This window comes from Nostoc flagelliforme FACHB-838 (assembly GCF_014698065.1).
GTDB lineage: Bacteria > Cyanobacteriota > Cyanobacteriia > Cyanobacteriales > Nostocaceae > Nostoc > Nostoc flagelliforme_B.
On the sequence record NZ_JACJSI010000012.1, the window covers coordinates 110415 to 134687 of the forward strand.

General features: G+C 43.0%; 19 protein-coding genes. 15 read left to right on the top strand and 4 right to left on the bottom strand.

Annotation, left to right across the window (positions count from 1 at the left end):
• Positions 1-13 precede the first annotated feature (13 nt).
• Together metH and hemB are read left to right on the top strand one after the other, a co-directional pair.
• The gene (gene metH / locus H6G97_RS09255) at positions 14-3541 is read left to right on the top strand and encodes a methionine synthase (protein WP_190940328.1); all 3528 of its coding nucleotides are present in this window, start codon (positions 14-16) and stop codon (positions 3539-3541) included.
• A gap of 163 nt (positions 3542-3704) precedes the next feature.
• The gene (gene hemB / locus H6G97_RS09260) at positions 3705-4733 is read left to right on the top strand and encodes a porphobilinogen synthase (RefSeq protein ID WP_190940329.1); all 1029 of its coding nucleotides are present in this window, start codon (positions 3705-3707) and stop codon (positions 4731-4733) included.
• 14 nt (positions 4734-4747) lie between these two features.
• On the opposite strand, the gene H6G97_RS09265 is transcribed toward hemB, so the two are convergent.
• A complete protein-coding gene (locus H6G97_RS09265) occupies positions 4748-5959 on the bottom strand; it encodes an RNA-guided endonuclease TnpB family protein (RefSeq protein ID WP_190940330.1) in 1212 nt (403 codons plus the stop codon).
• A 317-nt stretch (positions 5960-6276) separates the two neighbouring features.
• Between H6G97_RS09265 and H6G97_RS09270 the strand changes: the two genes are divergently transcribed.
• The 10 genes from H6G97_RS09270 (at position 6277) to H6G97_RS09315 (ending at position 17201) form a co-directional block, all read left to right on the top strand.
• Positions 6277-7527 carry an FAD-dependent oxidoreductase gene (locus tag H6G97_RS09270; RefSeq protein ID WP_190940331.1) on the top strand — a complete coding sequence of 417 codons (1251 nt, stop codon included), beginning with the start codon at positions 6277-6279 and terminating at the stop codon, positions 7525-7527.
• A 340-nt stretch (positions 7528-7867) separates the two neighbouring features.
• A complete protein-coding gene (locus H6G97_RS09275; protein WP_190940332.1) occupies positions 7868-8878 on the top strand; it encodes a CobW family GTP-binding protein in 1011 nt (336 codons plus the stop codon).
• A gap of 323 nt (positions 8879-9201) precedes the next feature.
• Complete coding sequence (locus H6G97_RS09280) at positions 9202-9861, top strand: class I SAM-dependent methyltransferase (RefSeq protein WP_190940333.1); 660 nt, start codon at positions 9202-9204, stop codon at positions 9859-9861.
• Positions 9862-10086: 225 nt separating this feature from the next.
• A complete protein-coding gene (htpG, locus tag H6G97_RS09285; RefSeq protein ID WP_190940334.1) occupies positions 10087-12075 on the top strand; it encodes a molecular chaperone HtpG in 1989 nt (662 codons plus the stop codon).
• A 164-nt stretch (positions 12076-12239) separates the two neighbouring features.
• Positions 12240-12476, top strand: a complete 237-nt coding sequence (gene rpmB / locus H6G97_RS09290) for a 50S ribosomal protein L28 (RefSeq protein WP_190940335.1) — start codon at positions 12240-12242, stop codon at positions 12474-12476.
• A 487-nt stretch (positions 12477-12963) separates the two neighbouring features.
• Positions 12964-14427: a signal recognition particle protein gene (ffh, locus tag H6G97_RS09295; RefSeq protein WP_190940336.1), complete on the top strand. Its 1464-nt coding sequence runs from the start codon at positions 12964-12966 to the stop codon at positions 14425-14427.
• 134 nt (positions 14428-14561) lie between these two features.
• Complete coding sequence (gene rpsP, locus H6G97_RS09300; protein ID WP_179067741.1) at positions 14562-14822, top strand: 30S ribosomal protein S16; 261 nt, start codon at positions 14562-14564, stop codon at positions 14820-14822.
• On the top strand, positions 14785-15219 hold the full coding sequence (locus H6G97_RS09305; RefSeq protein ID WP_190940337.1) for a KH domain-containing protein: 435 nt from the start codon (positions 14785-14787) through the stop codon (positions 15217-15219). Before rpsP ends, H6G97_RS09305 begins: the two co-directional genes overlap by 38 nt.
• Before the next feature lie 466 nt (positions 15220-15685).
• Positions 15686-16639: a PhoH family protein gene (locus tag H6G97_RS09310; RefSeq protein ID WP_190940338.1), complete on the top strand. Its 954-nt coding sequence runs from the start codon at positions 15686-15688 to the stop codon at positions 16637-16639.
• A 157-nt stretch (positions 16640-16796) separates the two neighbouring features.
• Positions 16797-17201, top strand: a complete 405-nt coding sequence (locus H6G97_RS09315; protein WP_190940339.1) for a ChuX/HutX family heme-like substrate-binding protein — start codon at positions 16797-16799, stop codon at positions 17199-17201.
• A 5-nt stretch (positions 17202-17206) separates the two neighbouring features.
• Here the strand turns inward: H6G97_RS09315 and H6G97_RS09320 are convergent, their stop codons facing one another.
• Positions 17207-17545, bottom strand: a complete 339-nt coding sequence (locus H6G97_RS09320; protein ID WP_190940340.1) for a carbon dioxide-concentrating mechanism protein CcmK — start codon at positions 17543-17545, stop codon at positions 17207-17209.
• A 94-nt stretch (positions 17546-17639) separates the two neighbouring features.
• On the opposite strand from H6G97_RS09320, the gene H6G97_RS09325 reads away from it, so the two are divergent.
• Positions 17640-18440 carry a DUF6816 family protein gene (locus H6G97_RS09325; RefSeq protein ID WP_190940341.1) on the top strand — a complete coding sequence of 267 codons (801 nt, stop codon included), beginning with the start codon at positions 17640-17642 and terminating at the stop codon, positions 18438-18440.
• A gap of 88 nt (positions 18441-18528) precedes the next feature.
• Positions 18529-20349: an ABC transporter ATP-binding protein gene (locus H6G97_RS09330; RefSeq protein ID WP_190940342.1), complete on the top strand. Its 1821-nt coding sequence runs from the start codon at positions 18529-18531 to the stop codon at positions 20347-20349.
• 298 nt (positions 20350-20647) lie between these two features.
• Here H6G97_RS09330 and H6G97_RS09335 read toward each other — a convergent pair whose 3' ends face one another.
• Both H6G97_RS09335 and H6G97_RS09340 read right to left on the bottom strand, forming a co-directional pair.
• Complete coding sequence (locus H6G97_RS09335) at positions 20648-21604, bottom strand: hypothetical protein (protein ID WP_242054863.1); 957 nt, start codon at positions 21602-21604, stop codon at positions 20648-20650.
• Between the two features lie 189 nt (positions 21605-21793).
• On the bottom strand, positions 21794-21958 hold the full coding sequence (locus H6G97_RS09340; protein ID WP_190940343.1) for a hypothetical protein: 165 nt from the start codon (positions 21956-21958) through the stop codon (positions 21794-21796).
• Positions 21959-22116: 158 nt separating this feature from the next.
• On the opposite strand from H6G97_RS09340, the gene H6G97_RS09345 reads away from it, so the two are divergent.
• Entirely contained in the window at positions 22117-24225 is a 2109-nt protein-coding gene (locus H6G97_RS09345) for a M3 family metallopeptidase (protein WP_190940344.1), read from the top strand.
• Positions 24226-24273: the final 48 nt, after the last annotated feature.

The following is a 24273-nucleotide window of genomic DNA, read 5'->3' on the forward strand; positions in this document are numbered from 1 at the left end:
CTTCTAGGAAAATATGACTCATCCTTTCCTTGAACGCCTGCGTAGTCCAGATAGCCCAGTCCTCGTTTTCGATGGGGCGATGGGAACCAACTTACAAACCCAAAACCTGACTGCTGAAGATTTCGGCGGCCCACAATATGAAGGTTGTAACGAATACTTAGTTCACACGAAACCCGAAGCTGTCGCTAAGGTTCACCGTGACTTTCTCGCTGCTGGTGCAGATGTCATTGAAACCGATACCTTTGGCAGTACGTCCCTTGTGCTGGCAGAATATGACTTGGCAGACCAAGCTTATTACCTCAGCAAGACAGCCGCAGAATTGGCGAAGCGTGTGGCGGCGGAATTTTCCACACCAGAAAAACCCCGGTTTGTGGCAGGTTCCATTGGCCCTACAACGAAACTCCCAACTTTGGGACATATTGACTTTGACACCATGAAAGCTACCTTTGCCGAACAAGCAGAGGCGCTGTGGGATGGTGGTGTCGATTTATTTCTAGTGGAAACTTGCCAAGATGTGCTGCAAATTAAAGCGGCGCTGAATGCCATTGAAGAAGTGTTTGCCAAAAAAGGCGATCGCCGTCCGTTGATGGTGTCTGTGACAATGGAAAGCATGGGCACAATGTTGGTTGGTTCCGAAATCAGCGCTGTGCTGACAATTTTAGAACCTTACCCAATTGATATTCTCGGTCTAAACTGCGCCACAGGCCCAGACTTGATGAAACCACATATCAAGTATCTGGCAGAACATTCACCTTTCATCGTTTCCTGTATTCCCAATGCGGGTTTACCTGAGAACGTCGGCGGTCAAGCGCACTACCGCCTGACACCGTTAGAATTACGTATGTCATTGATGCATTTTGTTGAAGATTTGGGTGTCCAAGTGATCGGGGGTTGCTGTGGGACACGTCCAGAACACATTCAACAATTGGCAGAACTTGCTAAAGGTCTGAAACCAAAAGTTAGACATCCTAGCTTAGAACCAGCAGCAGCATCAATTTACACCACTCAGCCTTATGACCAAGATAATTCCTTCTTGATTGTTGGCGAACGTCTCAACGCCAGTGGTTCCAAGAAGTGCCGCGATTTGCTAAATGCAGAAGATTGGGATGGACTCGTTTCAATGGCGAGGGCGCAAGTAAAAGAAGGCGCACACATCCTCGATGTCAACGTGGATTATGTGGGACGCGATGGCGTGCGTGATATGCACGAATTAGTTTCGCGCATTGTTAATAATGTGACATTGCCTTTAATGCTTGACTCCACCGAATGGGAAAAAATGGAGGCGGGTTTAAAGGTTGCCGGTGGTAAATGTTTGCTTAATTCCACCAACTACGAAGATGGGGAATCGCGCTTTTTGAAAGTGCTGGAGTTAGCGAAAAAATACGGTGCTGGTGTAGTCATTGGTACTATCGATGAAGATGGAATGGCGCGGACAGCCGAGAAAAAGTTTGCGATCGCTCAACGCGCATACCGTCAAGCTGTAGAATATGGCATACCACCCACAGAAATATTCTTTGATACCCTAGCGTTACCCATTTCCACCGGGATTGAAGAAGACCGAGAAAACGGTAAAGCCACAATTGAATCTATCCGGCGGATTCGTCAAGAATTGCCTGGATGTCATGTGATTTTGGGTGTTTCTAATATTTCCTTTGGTTTGAATCCAGCCTCGCGGATGGTGCTAAACTCGGTGTTTTTGCACGAGGCGACGACGGCGGGAATGGATGCAGCCATTGTCAGTGCTAACAAAATTTTACCGCTCTCGAAGATTGACGAACGCCATCAAGAAATCTGTCGGCAGTTGATTTATGATGAGCGGAAATTTGAGGGTAATGTTTGCGTTTACGATCCCTTGGGAGAGCTTACCACAGCGTTTGCCGGGGTGACAACTAAGCGCGATCGCTCCTTAGATGAAAGTCTCCCCATCGCAGAACGTCTCAAACGCCACATCATCGACGGCGAACGCATTGGCTTAGAAGAACATCTGAAAAAAGCCTTAGAAGAACATCCCCCCTTGGAAATTATCAACACCTTCCTGCTAGATGGCATGAAAGTTGTCGGGGAACTATTCGGTTCTGGACAAATGCAGTTACCCTTTGTCTTGCAATCTGCGGAAACCATGAAAGCGGCGGTGGCGTTTCTAGAACCGTTCATGGAAAAATCAGAATCAGGCAACAATGCCAAGGGAACCTTTATCATTGCCACAGTTAAAGGCGATGTCCACGACATTGGTAAAAACTTGGTAGATATCATCTTGTCCAACAATGGCTACAAGGTGATTAACCTGGGAATTAAGCAGCCAGTGGAAAACATCATCAACGCTTACGAACAGCACAAAGCTGATTGTATTGCCATGAGTGGTTTGCTGGTAAAATCCACCGCCTTCATGAAAGAGAACTTGGAGGTATTCAACGAAAAGGGAATTAGTGTCCCCGTGATATTAGGTGGTGCGGCGTTGACTCCCAAGTTTGTCTATGAAGATTGCCAAAATACCTATAAAGGTAAGGTTGTTTATGGCAAAGATGCCTTTTCGGACTTGCACTTCATGGATAAATTAATGCCAGCAAAGGCTACTGGTAAATGGGAAGATTTGCAGGGATTTTTGAACGAAATCGAAACGGCTGGAGTTTCGACAAATGGTCACAAAGAATCAAAAGCTACAACTGCTGAAGAAACATCTGCTGAACCAAAAGTAGTAGATACGAGACGTTCCGAAGCTGTGGCTGTAGATATTGAACGTCCTACACCGCCTTTCTGGGGAACGAAGTTATTGCAGCCTAGTGATATTCCCATCGAAGAAATATTCTGGCACTTGGATTTACAAGCTTTGGTTGCTGGACAATGGCAATTCCGCAAGCCAAAGGAACAATCTAAGGAAGAATATCAGGCTTTCTTAGCTGAGAAAGTGTACCCAATTTTAGAAACTTGGAAGCAGCGAATTCTTGAGGAAAATCTGTTGCATCCCCAGGTGATTTACGGATATTTCCCTTGTCAAGCCGAGGGAAATTCTCTACATATATATGATTCAGAGAACCAATCACAGCAAGTTACAACTTTCGAGTTTCCCAGACAGAAGTCTTTAAGACGGCTGTGCATCGCAGATTTCTTTGCACCGAAGGAATCAGGAATTATTGATGTCTTCCCAATGCAGGCGGTGACTGTAGGGGAGATTGCAACAGAGTTCGCCCAAAAGCTGTTTGCTGCCAATCAATACACCGATTACCTGTATTTCCACGGTATGGCGGTGCAGGTAGCGGAAGCTGTGGCTGAGTGGACACACGCCAGAATACGCCGAGAGTTAGGCTTTACTGCTGAAGAACCCGACAACATTCGGGATATATTAGCACAACGCTATCGTGGCTCACGATATAGTTTTGGATATCCAGCTTGCCCGAATATCCAAGACCAGTATAAGCAACTCGAGTTATTGCAGACTGACAGGATTAATTTGTATATGGATGAAAGTGAACAACTTTATCCAGAACAGTCTACCACTGCGATTATTACCTATCACCCGGTAGCAAAATACTTTAGCGCGTAGAATCCTACCCCTTATCCCAATACGCTTGGCGTTAGTGATATTTTGCCTCTGAAGAACCCCCCTTAAAAAAGGGGGGTTTCTAATATCTTCATAAGGCTCGGTATTTCTCAGACATACCTATGAAGCTTTACAATAATGATTATCATTTTAACCAAAAAATTCTATGTTGCCTGCTTCTTCAACTACCTACAAGCCGTTGAACCCGTTTCAACGCCCTCGTCGTTTACGTCGCACTGCAACCCTGCGGCGGATGGTGCGGGAAAACACTCTGACTGTGGATGACCTCATCTATCCCATGTTTGTCACCGAAGGCGAAGCACAAAAAGTAGAAATCGCCTCCATGCCAGGATGTTATCGATATTCTTTAGATTTATTGCTCAAAGAAATAGCAGAAGTGTTTGAGTTAGGAATTAATGCGATGCCTACGGCGGTAAACTACGCATTATTCCCCGTTATCCCCGAAAATAAAAAAGACGACACAGCCACTCAAAGTTACAACCCAGAGGGATTAGTACAGCAAACCGTCAAAGCCATTAAACAGGCAATCCCAGAAATTGTAGTCATTGCCGATGTTGCCCTTGACCCTTTTACAACTCATGGTCACGATGGTTTAGTTGATGAAAAAGGGACTATCCTAAATGACCCGACTGTAGAAGTGCTAATCAAAATGGCACTCTCTCAAGCCGCCGCTGGGGCAGATTTCGTTGCACCCTCCGACATGATGGATGGTAGAGTCGGCGCGATTCGCAAAGCTTTAGATACAGAAGGTTATATTAACGTCGGGATTCTAGCGTACTCTGCAAAATACGCCTCCGCTTACTATGGCCCCTTTCGTGATGCTTTGGATTCTGCGCCGAAATTTGGTGACAAAAAGACCTATCAAATGGACGCAGCTAACGCCAGAGAAGCTTTAAAAGAGATTGAACTGGATATTGCCGAAGGTGCAGATATCATCATGGTAAAGCCTGCCCTAGCTTATTTAGACATCATCTGTCAGGTAAAAGAAGCTACAAATTTACCAGTTGCAGCCTACAACGTCAGTGGCGAGTACGCGATGATTAAAGCCGCAGCCCAGATGGGTTGGATTGACGAAAAACAAGTAATTTTGGAATCCTTAACCAGTATGAAACGGGCTGGCGCTGACTTGATTTTGACTTATTTTGCCAAACAAGTAGCTCTGATGTTGATTTGACACTCCCCGAATTTCTAATTCGGGGATTCTTGCTTCAAAGGGATTCCAATGAATTTACCCTCAGCAAGCATCTTGACCGTATGCCCTACGGCTGCAAGCCCCCTTTGGAGAACTACTTGAGCGGCTGCAATGTCTCTATGAGTTGTATAGCCGCAATTTGAACAAATATGAGTACGTTCTGAAAGTTTTTTTTTACCTGTCTCGACTCTACAGTTAGGGCAAGTCTGACTGGTTTTTCGTGCATCTACTTTCTGAAAATAGACATCACGCTTGAAACAAGTTTGTTCAAGAATGCTGAAGAATTGACCAAACCCTGCATCAAGGCAATGCTTACCTAGCATTCCACCAGACAAGCCAATTAAATTTAAATCTTCAACAAACACCATTCCTGCACGATCACAAATCTGATGAGACAGCTTTCTGTGCCAATCCTTACGACAATTAGCAACGTACTCATGCAACGAAGCAACTTTCTTTTGTGCCTTTTTCCAATTATTTGAGCCTAATGGTTTTCTACTAACACGCTGTTGCAGTAATTTAAGCTTGCGTTCAGCATCAACAAAAAACCTTGGACGTTTGACTAAAAGACCATTGGAAGTTGCAACAAAACTAGTTAGCCCTACATCTATTCCTACTGCTTCTCCATGCGGCAGGGGTTGGGGTAAGTTAACATCCCATTGGACTATCAACATCACATACCAACCAGAAACACGTTTCACTATACGCGCAAGTTTAACTACACCACCATCAGGTATTGCTCGTGATTGACGGAATTTAACCAAACCAATTACAGGCAAATTCACCATTCCCGGATTCAACTTCTGAGACTGTATTTGTGGGAACACAAAAGACCGCATCCTTCCAAATTTTTTGAATCGGGGGAATCCGTGGTTTCTCTCCCACATTGCCACAAATGCTATCTCAAGCCGCTTTAGAGTTTGCTGCAAAACCTGAGACTGTACTTTTTTGAGTTCAGGAAAGTCTTTTTTGGCAGCAGTTAACGCTTTGCACTGGCTGGCGTAGGTTGGACGAGGAGTCTCAGCAGGAATAATATATTCATGTTTGAGCGAACAAGCGTTAATCCGACAACTACGCGACAAATACCAATCCTTACGTTCAGCTAAAGCATAGTTGTAGACACGACGATTAATTTCTAACCACTCTTCAAATATCTGAGCTTGTGCATGGGTTGGCTTTAACTTAAATTCGTATGTTAGATTAAACACTTATTTTTCACACTCCGGTCATATTATAAACCATGCCTACGCTTTGTAAAAGTCCCAGCCAAATAAATTTGGCACATTTGCTTATATCCCCCGGTTAGAAACACGGGGGCTTTACGCATCACGACTCGTAATTGGGGAATGGGGAAGAAGCAAGGGAGCAGGGAGCAGGGAGCAGGGAGCAAGGGAGAAGAATTTTCCCCCTGCCCCTCTGCCTCTTTTGATACCCAATCCCCTATTCTCAGAATCACCTTGCTGGACTGATATTCCTCAGATAGAATGATAACTATTATCAAAAAAGCCCGATTGTCTCTCCAGCAATGCAATTTACGACAACTATTCCCGCAACAATTGACCTGGCGATTATTGGTGCTGGGCCTCATGCTTTAACGTTGACTACCCATCTGCTGCAAAAACGGCAAAGAATCAGGGGTAAATTCTTGGTATTTGACCCCAGTGGCAGGTGGATGAGTCAATGGGAAGACCAATTTAAAGCTTTGGAAATCCCTCATTTACGCTCCCCTGCCGTCCACCATCCCGACCCAAACCATTTTGCTTTAAGGAAATTTGCTCAATCTCGCCCTGATGAGTTATTTCCTCCCTATGATTTACCAGGAGCAGAATTATTTGAAGATTTTTGCCAAGATGTGATTCGAGTTTGGCAGTTGCAAGAACAAGTTATCCCCTTGAGAGTTAAGAGTATTCAACCCTTAACTCATCATTCACGTCCTCGCTTTTGCCTCGGCTTGCAAGACGGACAAGAAGTTACGGCGCGGCGGGTAGTGTTGGCAACTAGTAGCGCTCAAATTCAAATACCTGATTGGGTGAACCAGATTCAGACAGCCTACCCACAAGATAGACTTTGCCACTCAAAAACTATTAATTTACGAAAATTGCAGTTGATGGGTAAAAGAGTATTGATTGTGGGTGGTGGCTTGACGAGTGGACATTTAGCAGTAGGTGCTATTTCACGCGGTGCAAAGGTGCATTTGATGATTCGGCGGCAGTTAGCAGAAAAGTTGTTCGATGCGGAACCAGGTTGGTTGGGGCCGAAGTATTTGAAAGATTTTTTTGCTGAATCTGATTGGGAACAACGGGTAATGATGATTCAGCAAGCTAGAAATGGTGGCTCTATGACACCTGCGATCGCTACCCAATTACGACGACAAGCCCGTAGTGGTAACATCAGAATTAACGAGAACTGTCAAGTAGTGAAAGCCGAGTGGTTAAGTGAAAATTGGCACATGGAATGTAGTGATGGTAGTCAGCATGAGTGTGATTACATTTGGCTTTCCACCGGAACCAAATTCGATGTCACCACAGAACCCTTATTAAAAGATATTTTGGAGACTTACCCCATCAAGATTGTTAAAGGCTTACCAGTTTTAGATACTTGTCTGCGTTGGCCTGGTTGTGAATTATTTATCATGGGTGGTTTAGCCGCTTTACAAGTAGGGCCAACAGCACGAAATTTATCAGGTGCGAGAATGGCTTGTGATAAAATCGTCCCAGCAATTATCAAGCCAAGTGTAGCTTTTTCCCACACGTTTAGCAGAGTACGAGCAGGCTAACCAAAGACACAAAAATGGAAAGTGTAAGAATTTTCCTTAATCAGCAGCGCCGCTTCTTGAGTTAATGAATTCCATCGCAACCCTCGAATAACGTACCTAAAGTTAAACACTTCTATCTTTTCTTCATCCAGGTTGCACCATCAAGCTTTTTTTAGGCTACTATGATAACGATTCTCGTTATTGATGGCGAAGTTTTACAAAAAGGTATTCTGGCGCGGGTTCCACCTCCACCCGATTCAGATGAGAAGATTAAAAATAGTTAGTGGAATTTTTCTAACTAACTATTAGCAATTACTAATGATTACTAAAAATTTGAAACTTAGGGAAGTTTTAATTGATTATGACTCAACTAACTGCACCAACGTCAAATCTAAACCTTGATATTCCTAAACAAGGAATGCCTGTTACTATTATCACAGGATTTTTAGGTAGTGGTAAAACTACACTGTTAAATCAAATTCTCAAAAACAAAGAAGATTTAAAAGTTGCCGTACTAGTGAATGAGTTTGGTGATATTAACATAGACAGCCAATTGCTAATTTCTGTAGACCAAGATATGGTCGAACTGACTAATGGCTGTATTTGTTGTACTATCAACGATAATTTAGTTGATGCAGTTTACCGAGTTTTAGAACGAGAAGACCGCATTGATTACCTAGTTATTGAAACGACTGGTGTTGCTGACCCACTGCCAATTATCTTAACTTTTTTAGGTACAGAATTAAGGGATTTAACAAACCTCGACTCTATTCTCACAGTGGTAGATGCTGAGGCGTTTAATCAAGAACACTTCCATAGTGAAGCTCCTTTAAAACAGATTACTTATGGAGATATTATTCTTCTGAATAAAATAGACCTCGTTACCCCAGAAAAGCTAGAAAATGTAGAAAATTTCATCCATGATATAAAAAATGGTGCGAAAATTTTGCACACCAAATACGGGGAGGTGGCATTACCATTAATTTTAGATGTCGGTCTAACTCCAATAGATGAGTATACTGCCAAGAATGCAGAAGATACTCACGAGCATGAACACCATCATCACGAACATCATTCACATCATTTAGAAAATGATGGATTTGTTTCGATTTCCTTCCAGACTGATAGACCGTTTGATGTCCATAAATTTGAGAATTTTCTCACCGAAGAAATGCCACAGGATGTATTTCGGGCTAAGGGTATTTTGTGGTTTAGCGATAGTGACTTACGCCATATTTTTCAACTGAGTGGCCCTCGCTATAGTTTACACGCTGATGAATGGCAGACTCCACCTAAAAATCAAGCCGTTTTTATTGGCAGAAAGTTGGATATTAGCCAAATTTATTCACGACTTAATGAATGTTTGGCATAAACAATCAGTATTAATTAATCACTAAACTTGGTTAGTAGTTAGGCTAAGGAATGAAAGTGAGATTTTCCAGATAAGAGTGAAAAGTCAGACTGGCATTGAGTTAGATACTTGTACCCATTCCCTACGGGACGCTCCGCAAACGGGGAAGCAAGCTAGACGCAGATATCCCCTTCTCTAAAAGATGCTACGCGAAGGAAGTAGCAACTGGCGTGGACTTGTAATTGTCCGGTCAAGATGCTGTTAATTTCACGATTTTTCCGGGAATCCTGTAGTTGTATACCCATCATAGTTTGTCAGTCCATCAGCTTAGGCAGACATTATTTATGCAACTCATCACCTCCTTAGATATTAGAAATTCAGAATATTTATCCAAAAATCGCCTCATCAGCTACCATCACCAGTTGCGTTTAATTTTTTCACTAGGTAATCAAGTAAAAAACGTTCTGGAAATTGGGATTTTTAATTCTCTGTTAACAGACCTATTAAAAAATAATGGATACAACGTCTCTACTGCTGATGTTGACCCCAACCTCAAGCCAGAAATAATTTTGGATTTAACTACAGATTTTTCCTTACCGAAAGATAAATTTGATGCGATTGTCCTGTTTCAAGTATTAGAACACTTCCCCTACGAACAGTCAGAAGAAGCATTGAAAAAACTTGCCATTGCAACCAAGAAATTTTTGGTGATTTCCATTCCCTATTGCACCCAATACCTCTCGTTTCAGGTGAAAACCTCTTTCTCCGGCAGACCAAGGCATTTACTACTCAATATGCCAAAATTCTGGAGTACAAAGCCAGTGTGTGACGAACACTGCTGGGAAATGGGTTTAAAAGGATATCCGAAAACGCGGATTTTAAACTCTGTTGCCAAAGCTGGGTTAACTGTTAAGCAAGAATTTATCGATCCCACTTATCCATACCATTATTTTTTGGTGTTAGAAAAGAATTCTAGCAAATACTTAGACAGCAGCCTCAACTAGACTAATATACCTGCGTTGAAAATCGGGGGTTGGGAGTAGGGAAATCCGAATCATAAAATGGGGGCAAACAACGCTCAAAAAAGGTGCGATCGCCTAAGCTATGCTTTTAAAATCCTAATTGGTATCATGCCCTTCTGTGCTCTCCGGGTTTATCCTGGAAAACAGAGGGTGAGGCTGTATTAGCCACTATCATCATTTCAGATACGAAATCGAAAATTACCAATTATGCTAGAACAAGGTACTATCAGTATTCATACTGAGAATATTTTTCCAATCATCAAGAAGTCGCTTTACTCAGATCATCAAATCTTCTTACGGGAACTGGTATCCAACGCTGTAGATGCTATTCAAAAGCTGAAAATGGTATCCCGCGCTGGAGATTATGCTGGAGATATGGGCGGACCAGAAATTGAAATTGCCATTGACAAAGATAAGAAAACTCTATCCATCTCCGATAACGGTATCGGGATGACCGCAGATGAAGTTAAGAAATATATCAATCAAGTTGCTTTCTCTAGTGCTGAAGAATTTATTCACAAGTATGAAGGCAAATCAGATCAACCGATAATCGGCCACTTCGGTCTTGGTTTCTACTCTTCCTTCATGGTGGCACAAAAGGTAGAAATTGATACCTTATCCTACCAGGAAGGAGCGCAGGCGGTTCACTGGTCTTGTGATGGTTCTCCAGCTTTCACTCTCGAAGAATCTTCTCGGACAACTCGCGGTACTAGTATTATTCTCAGCCTGCAAGGAGAAGAGGAGGAATTTCTTGAATCAGCACGAATAAAGAATCTTGTCAAGACATACTGCGACTTTTTGCCAGTCCCGATTAAACTGGACGGTGAAGTAATAAATAAGCAAAAAGCACCGTGGCGAGAGTCTCCGAGTAATCTTACTCAAGAAGATTATTTAGAGTTTTACCGCTACCTGTATCCTTTTCAGGAAGAACCTTTGTTATGGGTACATCTAAATACAGACTATCCCTTTATCATCAACGGGATTTTGTATTTCCCGAAAATGCGACCAGATGTAGATGTTACCAAAGGGCAGATCAAGCTATTTTGCAATCAAGTTTTTGTTAGTGACAACTGCGAAGAAATTATCCCGCAATTTCTGATGCCGATGCGGGGTGTGATTGATAGTACCGATATTCCCCTAAACGTATCGCGCAGTGCTTTGCAAGGCGATCGCACCGTGAAGCGAATTGGTGATTATATTGCCAAAAAAGTAGGCGATCGCCTCAAAGAACTTTTCCGCGATAATCGTGAACAATACATTAGCGCGTGGAAGGATCTTGGTACTTTTGTAAAATTCGGCGTTCTCAACGACGAGAAATTCAAAAAACAAATCGAAGATATCATCGTCTTCCGCACCACCACCAAGCTGACAGAAAAAGTTGCTGCTGAAACTCCAGTGGTTGAAGTCCAATCTTCAGATGGGGATGCTTGGCAAGATGTGACTCCCTCACCCACTTCTGAGAACTCAACACCCAGCGCTCCCTATACTACGCTGAAAGAGTATCTAGAACGCAACAAAGAACGCAACGAAAACCGGGTTTTCTACAGCACTGATGAAGCAACCCAAGCAACATACATAGAACTGCACAAAAATCAAGGCTTGGAAGTCCTGTTTATGGACTCCTTCATCGACACCCACTTTATCAACTTTCTAGAACGGGAATATCAGGATGTCAAGTTTACGCGAGTAGACTCAGATTTAGATAATACCCTGCTAGAACAAGATAAAGATAAGGAAATTGTTGATCCTAAGACGAACAAAACCCGGAGTGAGACTATTAAAGAGTTATTTGAGAAATCCCTCAACAAACCCAGACTCAACATCCGTACTGAAGCGTTGAAATCAGACGATCCTCAAGGTACACCACCTGCGATCGTGCTTTTACCAGAGATTCTCCGCCGTATGCGGGAAATGAACGCCATGATGCAGCAGCAGTCAGCAGAGTTTCCCGAAGATCACATCTTGCTAGTGAATACTGCTCACCCATTGATTCAAAATCTGGCAAATCTGAACCAAGGTATTATCATTCAAGGTGATGGTGAATCGCCTACAGATCAGTTAGTAAACTTGATTTGCCAACACGTCTACGATTTAGCGCTGATGTCTCAGAAGGGATTTGACGCTGAGGGAATGAAATCTTTCGTCGAGCGATCAAATGAGGTACTTACCAAGTTGACAGAACAAGCAAGTAAATAGTGATGAGTGGGGCATTGGGCATTGAAAAGAGACAGAGGGGCAGGGGAGAAAACTCTTCTCCCTTATCTTCCCTTGTTCCCTCTGCTCCCTCATCTCCCCACTTCTGTTGCCTAAGACCTAAAATGGAAAGGCTGTATTAAAATAACAATCTGGAGATAGTTGCTATGTCCCGTCGCTGTGAACTAACTGGTAAAAAAGCAAATAACGCTTTTGCTGTTTCCCACTCTCACCGCCGTACTAAACGCCTTCAGCACGCTAATCTGCAAGACAAGCGGGTTTGGTGGGAAGGCGGAAATCGTTGGGTGAGATTAAAGCTATCAACCAAAGCAATCAAAACCTTACAAATTAATGGGTTAGAAGCAATGGCAAAAGAAGCTGGTATTAACCTAAATCATTACTAAGTAATGTGGATTTCATAACCCGAAACTTTTGTAGGGTGGAATATAGGTGATTCATAGGGTAGCACAGCTAGCTGTGCTACCCTACATCTTGAGTAGCAAGCAGGCTTTCTATATTTTGAATTCTGTTGGCAGCAAGAGAGAAATATAGCAATCCGCTTTGATTTGGAGAAGTTACGCAATTAATCAAGATTTTCCATCAACTAAAACTGCGCTCAAGTTGTTGTTGCTCTACAAAAAAGTTTAATTAAGAAACTTGTGTAGAAATAAAGTACCAATAAGAGTTGAATAACCCTCTTTTAAGAAACCATTCCACTTGCCAATTAAATAAAGGTAGGTATCTGGTTGCTACAGTCGGGGTGAAAAATACTAAGCTGGTAGATAGCACATTTAAAATTTAGCGGAAATTCACGATGCCTGCGACGGGCTACGCCAACGCATTCATCGGCGGTTTAGAATTTCCCATCGGCGAACTACCTGTAATTACATTATGTTTGATGCATTATCTGACCGTTTAGAATCCGCCTGGAAAAAACTGCGGGGACAGGACAAAATTTCTCAATCCAACATTCAAGATGCATTGCGCGAAGTGCGCCGCGCCTTGTTGGAGGCAGATGTTAATCTCCAGGTAGTCAAAGATTTTATTAGCGAAGTCGAAACCAAAGCACAGGGAGCCGAGGTGGTTGCCGGCGTGCGACCTGATCAACAGTTCATCAAAATTGTTCACGATGAACTGGTACAGGTGATGGGAGAAGAGAATGTTCCCATCGCAGAAGCCCAGGAACAGCCTACTATTATTCTCATGGCTGGGTTGCAAGGTACTGGTAAAACCACAGCTACGGCTAAGTTAGCCTTACATCTGAGAAAATTAGAGCGTAGCTGTTTGTTGGTGGCGACAGACGTATATCGCCCAGCCGCGATCGACCAGTTGCTAACGTTGGGTAAGCAAATTGACGTACCAGTATTTGAACTAGGAAGCGACGCAGATCCCGTAGAAATTGCCCGACAGGGTGTAGAACGCGCCAGAGCAGAAGGTGTTAACACAGTAATTATTGATACTGCTGGACGCCTGCAAATTGACGAAGACATGATGGCGGAATTAGCCCGCATCAAAGCAACTGTCCAACCCCATGAAACTCTGTTGGTAGTGGACGCGATGACTGGTCAAGAGGCAGCTAATCTTACCCGCACCTTCCACGAGCAGATCGGAATTACTGGGGCAATTCTCACCAAAATGGATGGTGATAGCCGTGGTGGTGCAGCGCTTTCGGTGCGAAAGATTTCGGGAGCGCCGATTAAGTTTGTGGGTGTAGGTGAGAAAGTCGAGGCACTACAACCGTTTTATCCCGATCGCATGGCATCGCGGATTTTGGGAATGGGCGATGTGCTGACTCTGGTAGAAAAAGCCCAAGAAGAGTTTGACTTAGCCGATGCTGAGAAAATGCAGGAGAAAATTCTGTCAGCAAAGTTTGACTTTACTGACTTTCTCAAGCAGCTGCGGATGCTGAAGAACATGGGTTCTCTGGGAGGCTTGATCAAGATGATTCCAGGGATGAACAAGCTTTCAGACGATCAACTCAAGCAGGGAGAAACCCAACTGAAACGCTGTGAGGCGATGATTAACTCCATGACTCGCCAAGAACGCCATGACCCGGATTTATTAGCCAGTTCTCCCAGTCGGCGGCGGCGGATTGCTGCTGGCTCAGGCTACAGGGAGTCAGATGTCAGCAAACTGGTGGGTGATTTCCAAAAAATGCGATCGCTCATGCAGCAAATGGGTCAAGGCGGCTTCCCTGGAATGCCAGGAATGTTTGGCGGTGGCGGTATGGGCAACGCCTTCGCAGGTGCTGGCAATCGTCCCCCTGCCCCAGGATGGCGGGGTTATGATGGTGCGCCAGGCACGAAAAAGAAAAAACCCAAAGATAAAAAGAAAAAAGGCTTTGGCAATCTTTAATTATTGGGAGGAGCATTGGTAATTTGCTAATGACTAATGACTAATGACCAATGACTAATAGCACCAAATGCTAGACGAGTGCTAAAATTAGCATTTCGGCATACTTAACCAATCAGGAGAACGATTCTTCAACCATGATCAAACTGCGCTTGAAGCGATTCGGTAAAAAACGGGAAGCAAGTTACCGCATTATCGCCATTAACAACCTCGCTCGCCGTGATGGCCGTCCCCTAGAAGAATTGGGTTTTTATAACCCTAGAACTGATGAAGTGCGACTAGACGTTCCCGGTATCGTCAAGCGACTACAACAAGGCGCTCAACCCACTGACACCGTCCGTCGCATTCTAGTAAAAGCTAATGTTTTTGAACAGGTCAGTGCAACAGCCGCATCATAATTTCGGAACAAAACTCCCAACAGCTAGCCCTAACTATGCTGGGCTAGTTCGGTTTTTAGTGCATCCGTTTTTGGAATCTCCAGAGACATTAAGCGTCGATTGTGAAATTTCTCAGGCCCTTAATCGGGTTTGGGTTCGCATCGCTTTTGAAAGCACAGATAAAGGAAAAGTGTTTGGTCGAGGGGGACGCAATATTCAGGCGATTCGTACAGTAATTGCCGCAGCCGCAGCCGCAGCTGGGCAATCAGCATACCTGGATATCTACGGCAGCACCACTCCAGGCCGCGAGGGTATGTCTTTTGATGAAGACACAGAAGAGCGATCGCCACCGCCGACTAAGAGAGAACCGCGTGCAAATGATGGGCCTAAACCCATTGTTAAACCGCGCCTCCGCTAGGTTGAAACTAGAGAGCAAGTCTGAGCGGTTGTTGTTAACTCCGCTCAGAATTTTTGTAAAAATGGAAAGTAGCAAAAAGATTTTTGGATCTTTTTTTGGACTATTCACCGAAGAGGCAGGGGGCAGGGAGAAAGAAACTGGGATTACTCTGCCACAAGGGTTAGAGAGTAACTAAATTTATTTATGCCCAAAAGTAAAAGTGTTTGTTTCGAGATATGTAACACAAGAAATAATACGTCTAAACTTTCAGTAACCCTAAATTTATGTATGCCGATTTCCCCCCCTGCTCCCCGCCCCCTGCCCCTTTTCCTCTTTTTGACCAGTAGGGATGTACAGATTTATACCCCTACAGCGATTAATTTATTGCAATATTGTTTCAAAATTTAAGTAGTAAAGTATAATTTCGCCCTTGGCGAGAAAAAATTAACCTTTGTCAAACACAGATCCTCACCAATTAAGAAATACTATGGCAGGTGCCTTCACAATTCAGCTGCCGAATATTCCCAGTGCGATCGCTCTTGCAGGAGATGGAGAAGAAAATCTCAAATTCCTATCTCGGCAAACAGGAGCCACTTTAGTCTTACGCGGACAGGAATTAGTGATTTCTGGCACTGAAGGGCAAATTGATCTGGCTTCTCGATTAGTGCGATCGCTTGAAGACCTCTGGATTAAAGGCAATACTATCTCCAGTGCCGATATTTTAACAGCCCGTCAAGCTATAGATAGCGATCGGCAAGGGGAACTGCAAGATTTACAGCGAGATATCCTCGCTAAAAGTCGCCGGGGCGAAGAAGTTCGTGCCAAAACCTTCCGCCAGCGTCAATATATTGACGCACTCCGTCAACGCGATCTCACCTTTGGCGTTGGCCCTGCTGGTACCGGCAAAACTTATCTCGCTGTTGTTGTCGCCGTGCAAGCACTTCTTGCTAACCAGTTTGAAAAGCTAATTTTAACTCGTCCCGCCGTCGAAGCTGGTGAAAAACTCGGTTTTTTGCCTGGAGACTTACAGCAGAAAGTTAATCCCTATCTTCGCCCACTTTACGATGCCATTTATGAGTTTATCGACCCCGAAAAAGTACCCAGTTTAATGGAACGCGGTGTAATTGAAGTCGCACCACTCGCCTATATGCGGGGACGCACCCTCAATAACGCTTTTGTAATTGTGGATGAAGCGCAAAATACTACACCCGCTCAAATGAAAATGGTTTTGACTCGTTTGGGCTTCCGTTCGCGGATGGTAATTACGGGCGATATGACACAAACTGATTTACCACTTCATCAACAATCGGGTTTAGGGGTAGCTTTACAAATTTTAAAACACGTTGAAGGCATTGCCTTTTGCGAATTTTCACAAAAAGATGTCGTGCGCCATCCTCTAGTTCAGCGCATTGTTGCTGCTTATGAACGATATGAAAAATAGTCAATAGTCATTGGTCAGTAGTCATTGATCATTAGCAAAAAAATTAATAAATGACGAAGGACAAATGACATAGACGCGCCAGCGGCTACTCTTCGAGTTCTCCAACGGAGTACCCGTAGGGTAGGACAAATAACAAATGACAAAGGACAAATAACAAATGACCACAACATTGAAAGAATTTTTAACAGCTTGCGAGACTTTAGGAACTTTACGTTTAATTGTTACTAGTAGTGCTGCTGTATTAGAAGCGCGAGGCAAAATAGAAAAGTTATTTTATGCAGAATTGCCTAAAGGTAAGTATGCGAATATGCACACCGAAGGCTTTGAGTTTCACTTGAATATGGATAAAATTATTCAGGTGAAATTTGAAACAGGTGAAGCGAAGAGGGGAAATTTTACAACCTATGCTATTCGGTTTTTAGATGATAAACAAGAATCGGCTTTAAGCCTATTTTTGCAATGGGGTAAACCGGGAGAATATGAACCCGGTCAAGTAGAAGCTTGGCAAGCTTTACGAGATCGTTATGGAGATATTTGGCAACCTTTAGCAGCAGAAATTTAATATAGCTAAACTGATAGGGGTGGAGGAAATCGGATATCTGCACTGAATTGTTCCATATTAGTGCTGCGATGAATCGGTAAAATATATTCTAAATTTTCGTGGGGGCGGGCAATAATATGAGAAGAAAGCATCTCGCCACCGTTAACTCGTAGCACTGCCTTTAGTCCTACTGTCACCGCCACATTCACCTCGCCCACAACCCCCCGAATTAAGACGGTAATTCTTCCCAAATCGGTATTCTCATAACCAACAAGAGTTACACGGGCAGCTTTACACATAGCATCTCCCACTTCCACAGCTGTGGGAACCCCATAAACTTCAATCATGCCTAATGCCAATGTCATGCTATCACTATAAATTCGGGATAGGGCTAATTATCTCACTACAAAGTTTTAATTTTTAATCGATAAATCATAAACATTAAAGACAAAACTGCTAATGCTTGTAATGAAGGGGATTTGGAGTTTTTGCTTGCTGTTTTTTTTCCTATTATGGAGTGGTGAAGCTTTTGCAGCAGAGTTAGCTGAACGATTAGCAAATTTTCCCCAATGGGAAAAATTAACTTCAGTGCAGCCAGCTTCGGGTGATTTAGTTTACCCTGAATGGATGGCTGGTTATTGGCAAGTAACAAGTACTTTGGTAGATTTAGCTGCACCTTTAGCACCAGAAATCGTAACTCCAGGGTTTGAAGGTAATCGCCGACAATTAAATCAGCCTGTGAGTTTTGTAGTAAGATTTGTGAAGGAGAAACCACACCCTCCTGGGTTAAATATATTACCTAAGATAGACAACAAATCCCCCATCTTAGTAGCAGATAGAGCATTTAATAGTTTGAATTTGGCACGGGCTTATTTAGGGGATGAAGCAGTGTTATCAGTCAAAGTAGATCCAGATTCACCTAATCGTCAAATTACGTTCTTGCGTAGCAGTCGGCAACTAGTTTCCATTGTGACTGCACGGGCCACAGAAACTACCTCTGATGGCAAATTCATCACTACAGAAGTGTTTCAACAACTATTTAAAGGCGGTTCACGCCCCTATTTAAACTCTGTAGAATCTACTACGGCTTATCATAAACTTCCAACGTCTAATCCGGCGATTGAAGCAGACCAAGTTACTGCTGTTTATCTTTCACCCCAAGATCCAGATTACTTTCAAGCTGCCTCTCAACCAGTTGCTCTCTACCGCTATCGCCTCGAATTTTTTCCCCAAAAACTAGCAACTACTCCCAAAGAGTGATTTGTCACCTAGCTCTTGACTACATTCGTATTACAAGCGTAGTATATAAATTCCAAGTTTACGATCGCGCTCTTGGATGGTGTGCATCATGGCCAAATTTCAAGATATTGTCAATTACTTTCGCTCTGATTGGAAGCTGAGTGTTTTTAGTATTACAGCATCCAGCATTTACGAAATTATTGATTTGGTTGTCCCTTATGCGATCGGGCAGATTTTAAACGTTTTGTCTGATCAACCTTTGGATAAACCACTTCAAAGTGCGATCGCAACTTTTTCTGACATCACCAATTACCCAGTTAATAAAACTCTATCTTTAGGAGTATTGCTGGGTTTAATATTCATTGTCACCGTAGTGAGAGCGCCCACACAACCCTGGTTAAGCAATTGGTTTCACTGGGATATAGCTTTCAGATCGCGTCGAGATAAAAGTGAAACAGCGATCGCTAAAGTTCTTACTCTCCCACTAGAATTTTATGATGAAAATAACCCTGGACGTATTGCTGGCAGAGTAGCTAGAGGTATTGCTAACCACACTTGGGCATATCCCGAAATCGCCGGACAGTTGATTCCTAAACTGGCTCGTGTACTGGGGATTTTTGTGTTTATCTTGTTTATTGAGTGGCGGATTGCAGTTTTATATCTAATTTCCTTTGTAATTATTCTCAGCTTCAGCTTGAAGAATTTACAGCAGTTAATTGAGTACGAAAGTCGTGTGGATAAATATGGAGAGGACACAGAAAGCCGCACTTCCGAATTGATCACTAACATCAAAACGGTGAAAGCATTTGCTACAGAAGCTAAAGAACTGAAACGGCAAAAAAAACGTTTAAATCGTGAACTAGTGGTGCTTAATTATCGCATCCACAAAGGTTATACGATACTAGGTACTTGGCAAAGAACTGTAATTCAATTTTGTGTGTTTACTATCTTGGGTTTAACTTTAGCAGCAACAGTAAACGGGAGAATTTCTCTCGGTCACTTTATCATGACCTTGACTCTTTCTAGCATGGCTTATGCCGAATTAGAACCAATTAGTAGCTTGGCAGAAGTTTTTGCCCGTCGTTATTCTTCTATGTTGCGGTTTCACGAATTTTTGCAAGAGCCAACTCCATCTGATTCAGCTAGTCTTTTAGAAGAGAGCCACCAGACAGAATCACCTTATAAATTTACTGGAAAAGTTGAGTTGTCGCACCTGAGTTTTGGATATGATGCCAACCGTCAAGTTTTACAAGATATCAACTTGTTGATTGAGCCATACCAAACAGTAGCATTAGTGGGGCGTTCCGGTTCTGGTAAGTCTACTTTAATGAAATTGCTGTTGCGATATTTTGAACCTCAAGCAGGTCAAATTCTGATTGATGGTCAAGATATTCGCACTTTGGATGTGGGTAAATATAGACGGAGATTAGCGATCGTTCACCAAGAAGTAGATGTTTTCAACGGTACTATATTGGATAACCTCACCTATGGTAAAACAAATGCCAGTTTGGAGCAGGTTAAGGAAGCTTGTAGAATTGCCAGAGTCGATGAAGTAGTGCAGCAGTTACCACAAGGTTATTACACCGTCGTGGGAGAACGAGGTGTCAGGTTATCTGGAGGACAAAGACAACGCTTGGGAATTGCTAGGGCGTTGTTAGTTGAACCAGATGTGCTGATTTTTGACGAAGCCACCTCTAGTTTAGATTATGAGTCTGAGCGTTCAATTCAGCTAGCGATGCGATCGATTCAGGGTACTTGCACCACCATCGTTATTGCCCACCGTTTAAGTACAGTCCGGGAAGCTGATAAAATTGTGGTTCTAGAGCAAGGAAAGATTGTAGAAGTGGGTAGCCACGATGAACTCTTGCGCCATGAGGGTATTTACCGCCGTTTGCATTCCCTACAAGAAACAGGAGAACTTCTGAGTTAGAAGATATACACATTTTGGATTTTAGATTGACTCCACGAATCAATTAACTTGATTAAATCGCAATACGCTTGGCTTTGTGAAAAATAGTAGGTTGGGTTGAGCAATAGCGAAACTCAACAAATGGTTGATAATATTGGGTTTCGTTCCTCAACCCAATCTACACTACTACACTACTTTTCGTTTTTACCATTAACTAAACCGTATTGGCTTAAATCGACCTTATTATATTGTCAATAAGGTCGATTTTTTTAATTATGAGAATACTAATCAGTAATCCAAGTTTTCTAATTACAAAAAACTAAGATTTACTCTTATCTGCTTCTTTCTGTGCCGCCTCACTGTATTTCTTATAAAGTTGAGTACGAATCTTAGCTTCCTGATAACGACTGTGTTTTTGTGGCACCGTACTCATTAAATCTGAAGCCCGTTGCCATTTAGCAGCTATCTCTAACCACTGAGTTGAGGCTGTAGCTGTTTTACCAGATGCAGAAGCAAGATTTGCAATTCGCACCGCTATGGCAAATTGGTCATCAGATGGAGCAGAAAGGTTATTCTTAGCAGAACTAAGTGGTGTTTGAACTTTTCTATTGCTTGTATTTTCTGTAGTTAAAGATTTAGAAGTTTGGAATTGCATTAGGCTTTTCAGATTATTACCTAATTGGGCATAAACAACCCAACTAAGCAACAAGAGTGAGCATAAACCAACCGCTGCTAATATCTTTTTATTAGGTTGATTTTTGGGTTTTTCTTTGTTAACAAGTACTAAAGGGCGAGAGACTTGAGTTTTCGGAAAATTTGACTTTCCTAGTCCAGCTTGAGCTTCTGTGAAATCTTTAATTAGTTGCTTTATAATATTGGGCTGAATTAACGTAATTTCCTGTGACCAAAGCAATTGATTTTCGCGATCGCTATCTATTTCTTTTAGCCACAGTAATTGTTGTTCCCGAACAATCCGACTGTTGATATTGACTCGGCGAATATGACGCGGGGCGATGGAATCAAGAATTTGCTGAATTTCTGCGACAACGGGAGATTGCTCAAGTTGTTCTACGCTAGCTGCCTCGCACAGAATTTGTAAGATACCATCAGAAAAAATGGCTCTAGTTCTGACACCAGACTTAGCTAGCTTTTCGTTCAATAGCTGAATAATCGCCGCAACGCTACCTTGGTGGGCTTGCCAAGCGATATCGTTTATTCGGTCTACCATCTGAAATTTAGTGATAGCTCTTCCACCCTGACTGATTAACGTACTCATTAATTTAGGGACTCTTTTCTACTGACCTTGATCTTGTCTTCGATTTTACGAGTAAAAAGATGAGTTGCCAAATAAAATCATAAATATAGAGCCTCACTTTTCAATTCGCTAAGGACGCTCGATCGCACTCACTTAATTTGACACTCCCACGCCTTGAAAGCTTAGAATTCCTGGGCTGAAACTGCACTTTCAGGGTAACGCCCATGCAGGCGGACGAGCTACCTGTTTGACATAGTACATTATGATGCCTTGATACGATCGCCTTTGGTCAACTTGAGGTAGGTGAAGCAGCCACGATGTGCGATCGCAAATGTATGCAAAATACTGATAGTAGCTAGACAGTATCAGTACCAAACAAAATAGCCCTATGGAGATTATTTCGTGATTAATTATCGCTTTTTTTGCCTTTTTGCCATTCTGGCAATCATAAACAGCATAGCGATCGTTACATTAGAAGATATATAACTAAAAATCATTGTTGATTTTCATTAGTCCGCAGTTCACACAAAACCATGAGTGCAAGTACCATCATTTCCCACAACCCCCTACTTCAAGGCACAGGATTACCTGTCTTTGCAGAGATTAAACCAGAACGAGTAGTACCAGCCTTCAATCAGTTGCTGGCAGAACTTGACCAGCAGCTTGCCACCTTAGAGGCTAATATACAGCCTACTTGGAGTGGTTTAGTAGAACCCTTAGAAAAGCTGACAGAACGGCTTACCTGGAGTTGGGGGGTGGTAAATCATTTAATGGGTGTTCAAAATAGCCCGGAACTGCGCGAAGCTCATGAAATTGTACAGCCACTAGTCGTACAGTTTATCAACAAGCTTGGTCAAAGCCAACCTATTTACAATGCTTTTAAGAAACTTCGTAGCAGTGATAGTTGGGCAACTTTAGAATTAGCCCAACAGCGCATTGTAGAAGCTGCCATTCGAGATGCAGAACTTTCTGGGGTTGGCTTAGAAGGAGAAGCAAGAGAGCGTTTCAACGCCATTCAGATGGAGTTGGCAGAACTTTCGACTAAATTTTCTAACCATGTACTTGATGCCACAAAAGCCTTTAGCTTAACCCTGACAACAAAAGCAGAAATTGACGGCCTACCACCAAGTTTAGTGAGTTTAGCTGCTCAAGCTGCTCGTGCGGCTGGAGAAGAGAACGCCACACCAGAAAATGGCCCTTGGCGTATTACTTTAGACTTCCCCTGCTACGGCCCTTTCATGCAGCACAGCACCCGTCGAGATTTGCGTGAAAAACTCTACAAAGCTTATATCACTCGCGCTTCTGCTGGGGATTTAGATAATAACCCGTTAATTGTACGTATTTTTGAGTTACGGCAAGAACTTGCAGATTTACTCGGCTTTAAGAGTTTTGCCGAGTTGAGTCTTGCAAGTAAAATGGCTCCTAATGTTGAGGCAGTGGAAGCACTATTAGAAGAACTACGCCAGGCCAGTTATGATGCTGCTGTCAAAGACTTAGAAGAACTTCAAGCTTTCGCTGCATCTTATGGAGAAGAATATCAAGATTTAAAACACTGGGACATCAGCTTTTGGGCAGAACGCCAACGAGAAGCAAAATTTGCCTTTACTGCTGAAGAATTGCGTCCCTACTTTCCCCTTCCCCAAGTGTTAGATGGCTTGTTTGGACTTGTGAAACGGCTGTTTGGTGTGACTGTAACCCCAGCTGATGGTCAAGCCCCAGTATGGCATGAGGATGTCCGTTATTTCCAAATAGCTGATGAAACTGGTTCTCCCATAGCCTACTTCTACTTAGACCCCTATAGCCGTCCAGCAGAAAAACGTGGTGGTGCTTGGATGGATGCGTGCATCAATCGTGCCAAAATCACTGAAAATGGTGTAACTGCCATCCGGTTGCCTGTGACTTATTTAATATGTAACCAAACTCCTCCAGTCGATGGCAAGCCGAGTTTGATGACTTTCTATGAAGTAGAAACTTTGTTCCACGAGTTTGGTCATGGATTGCAGCACATGCTCACCAAGGTTGACTACGCTGGAGCCGCAGGCATCAATAATGTGGAGTGGGATGCAGTGGAACTACCTAGTCAGTTTATGGAAAATTGGTGCTATGAGCGACCCACTTTGTTTGGCATGGCTAAACATTACGAAACTGGGGAAGCCCTACCGGAGCATTATTATCAAAAGCTGCTAGCGGCGCGTAATTATATGAGTGGTACTGCGATGTTGCGGCAGATTCACTTTAGCAGTATTGATTTAGAACTGCATTATCGTTATCGTTCCGGTAGCGATGAAACTCCGGCAGATGTGCGTCAGCGTATAGCCAAGACTACGACTGTTTTACCACCACTTCCAGAAGATTCAATGTTATGTGCTTTTGGACACATTTTTGAGGGTGGTTATGCAGCAGGTTATTACAGTTACAAGTGGGCTGAAGTATTGAGTGCTGATGCTTTTGCCGCTTTTGAAGAAGCTGGATTAGAAGATGAAGAGGCAGTAAAAGCCACAGGTGTGCGTTATCGAGATACAGTGCTAGCGCTCGGTGGTAGCAAGCATCCGATGGAGGTGTTTAAAACTTTCCGGGGTCGTGAACCAAGTACGATCGCTCTGCTGAGGCACAATGGTTTGGTGAGCGCTGCTGTCAATTAAACAACACCTTTGTAGAGACGTTGCAATCCAACGTCTCTACATCAAAAT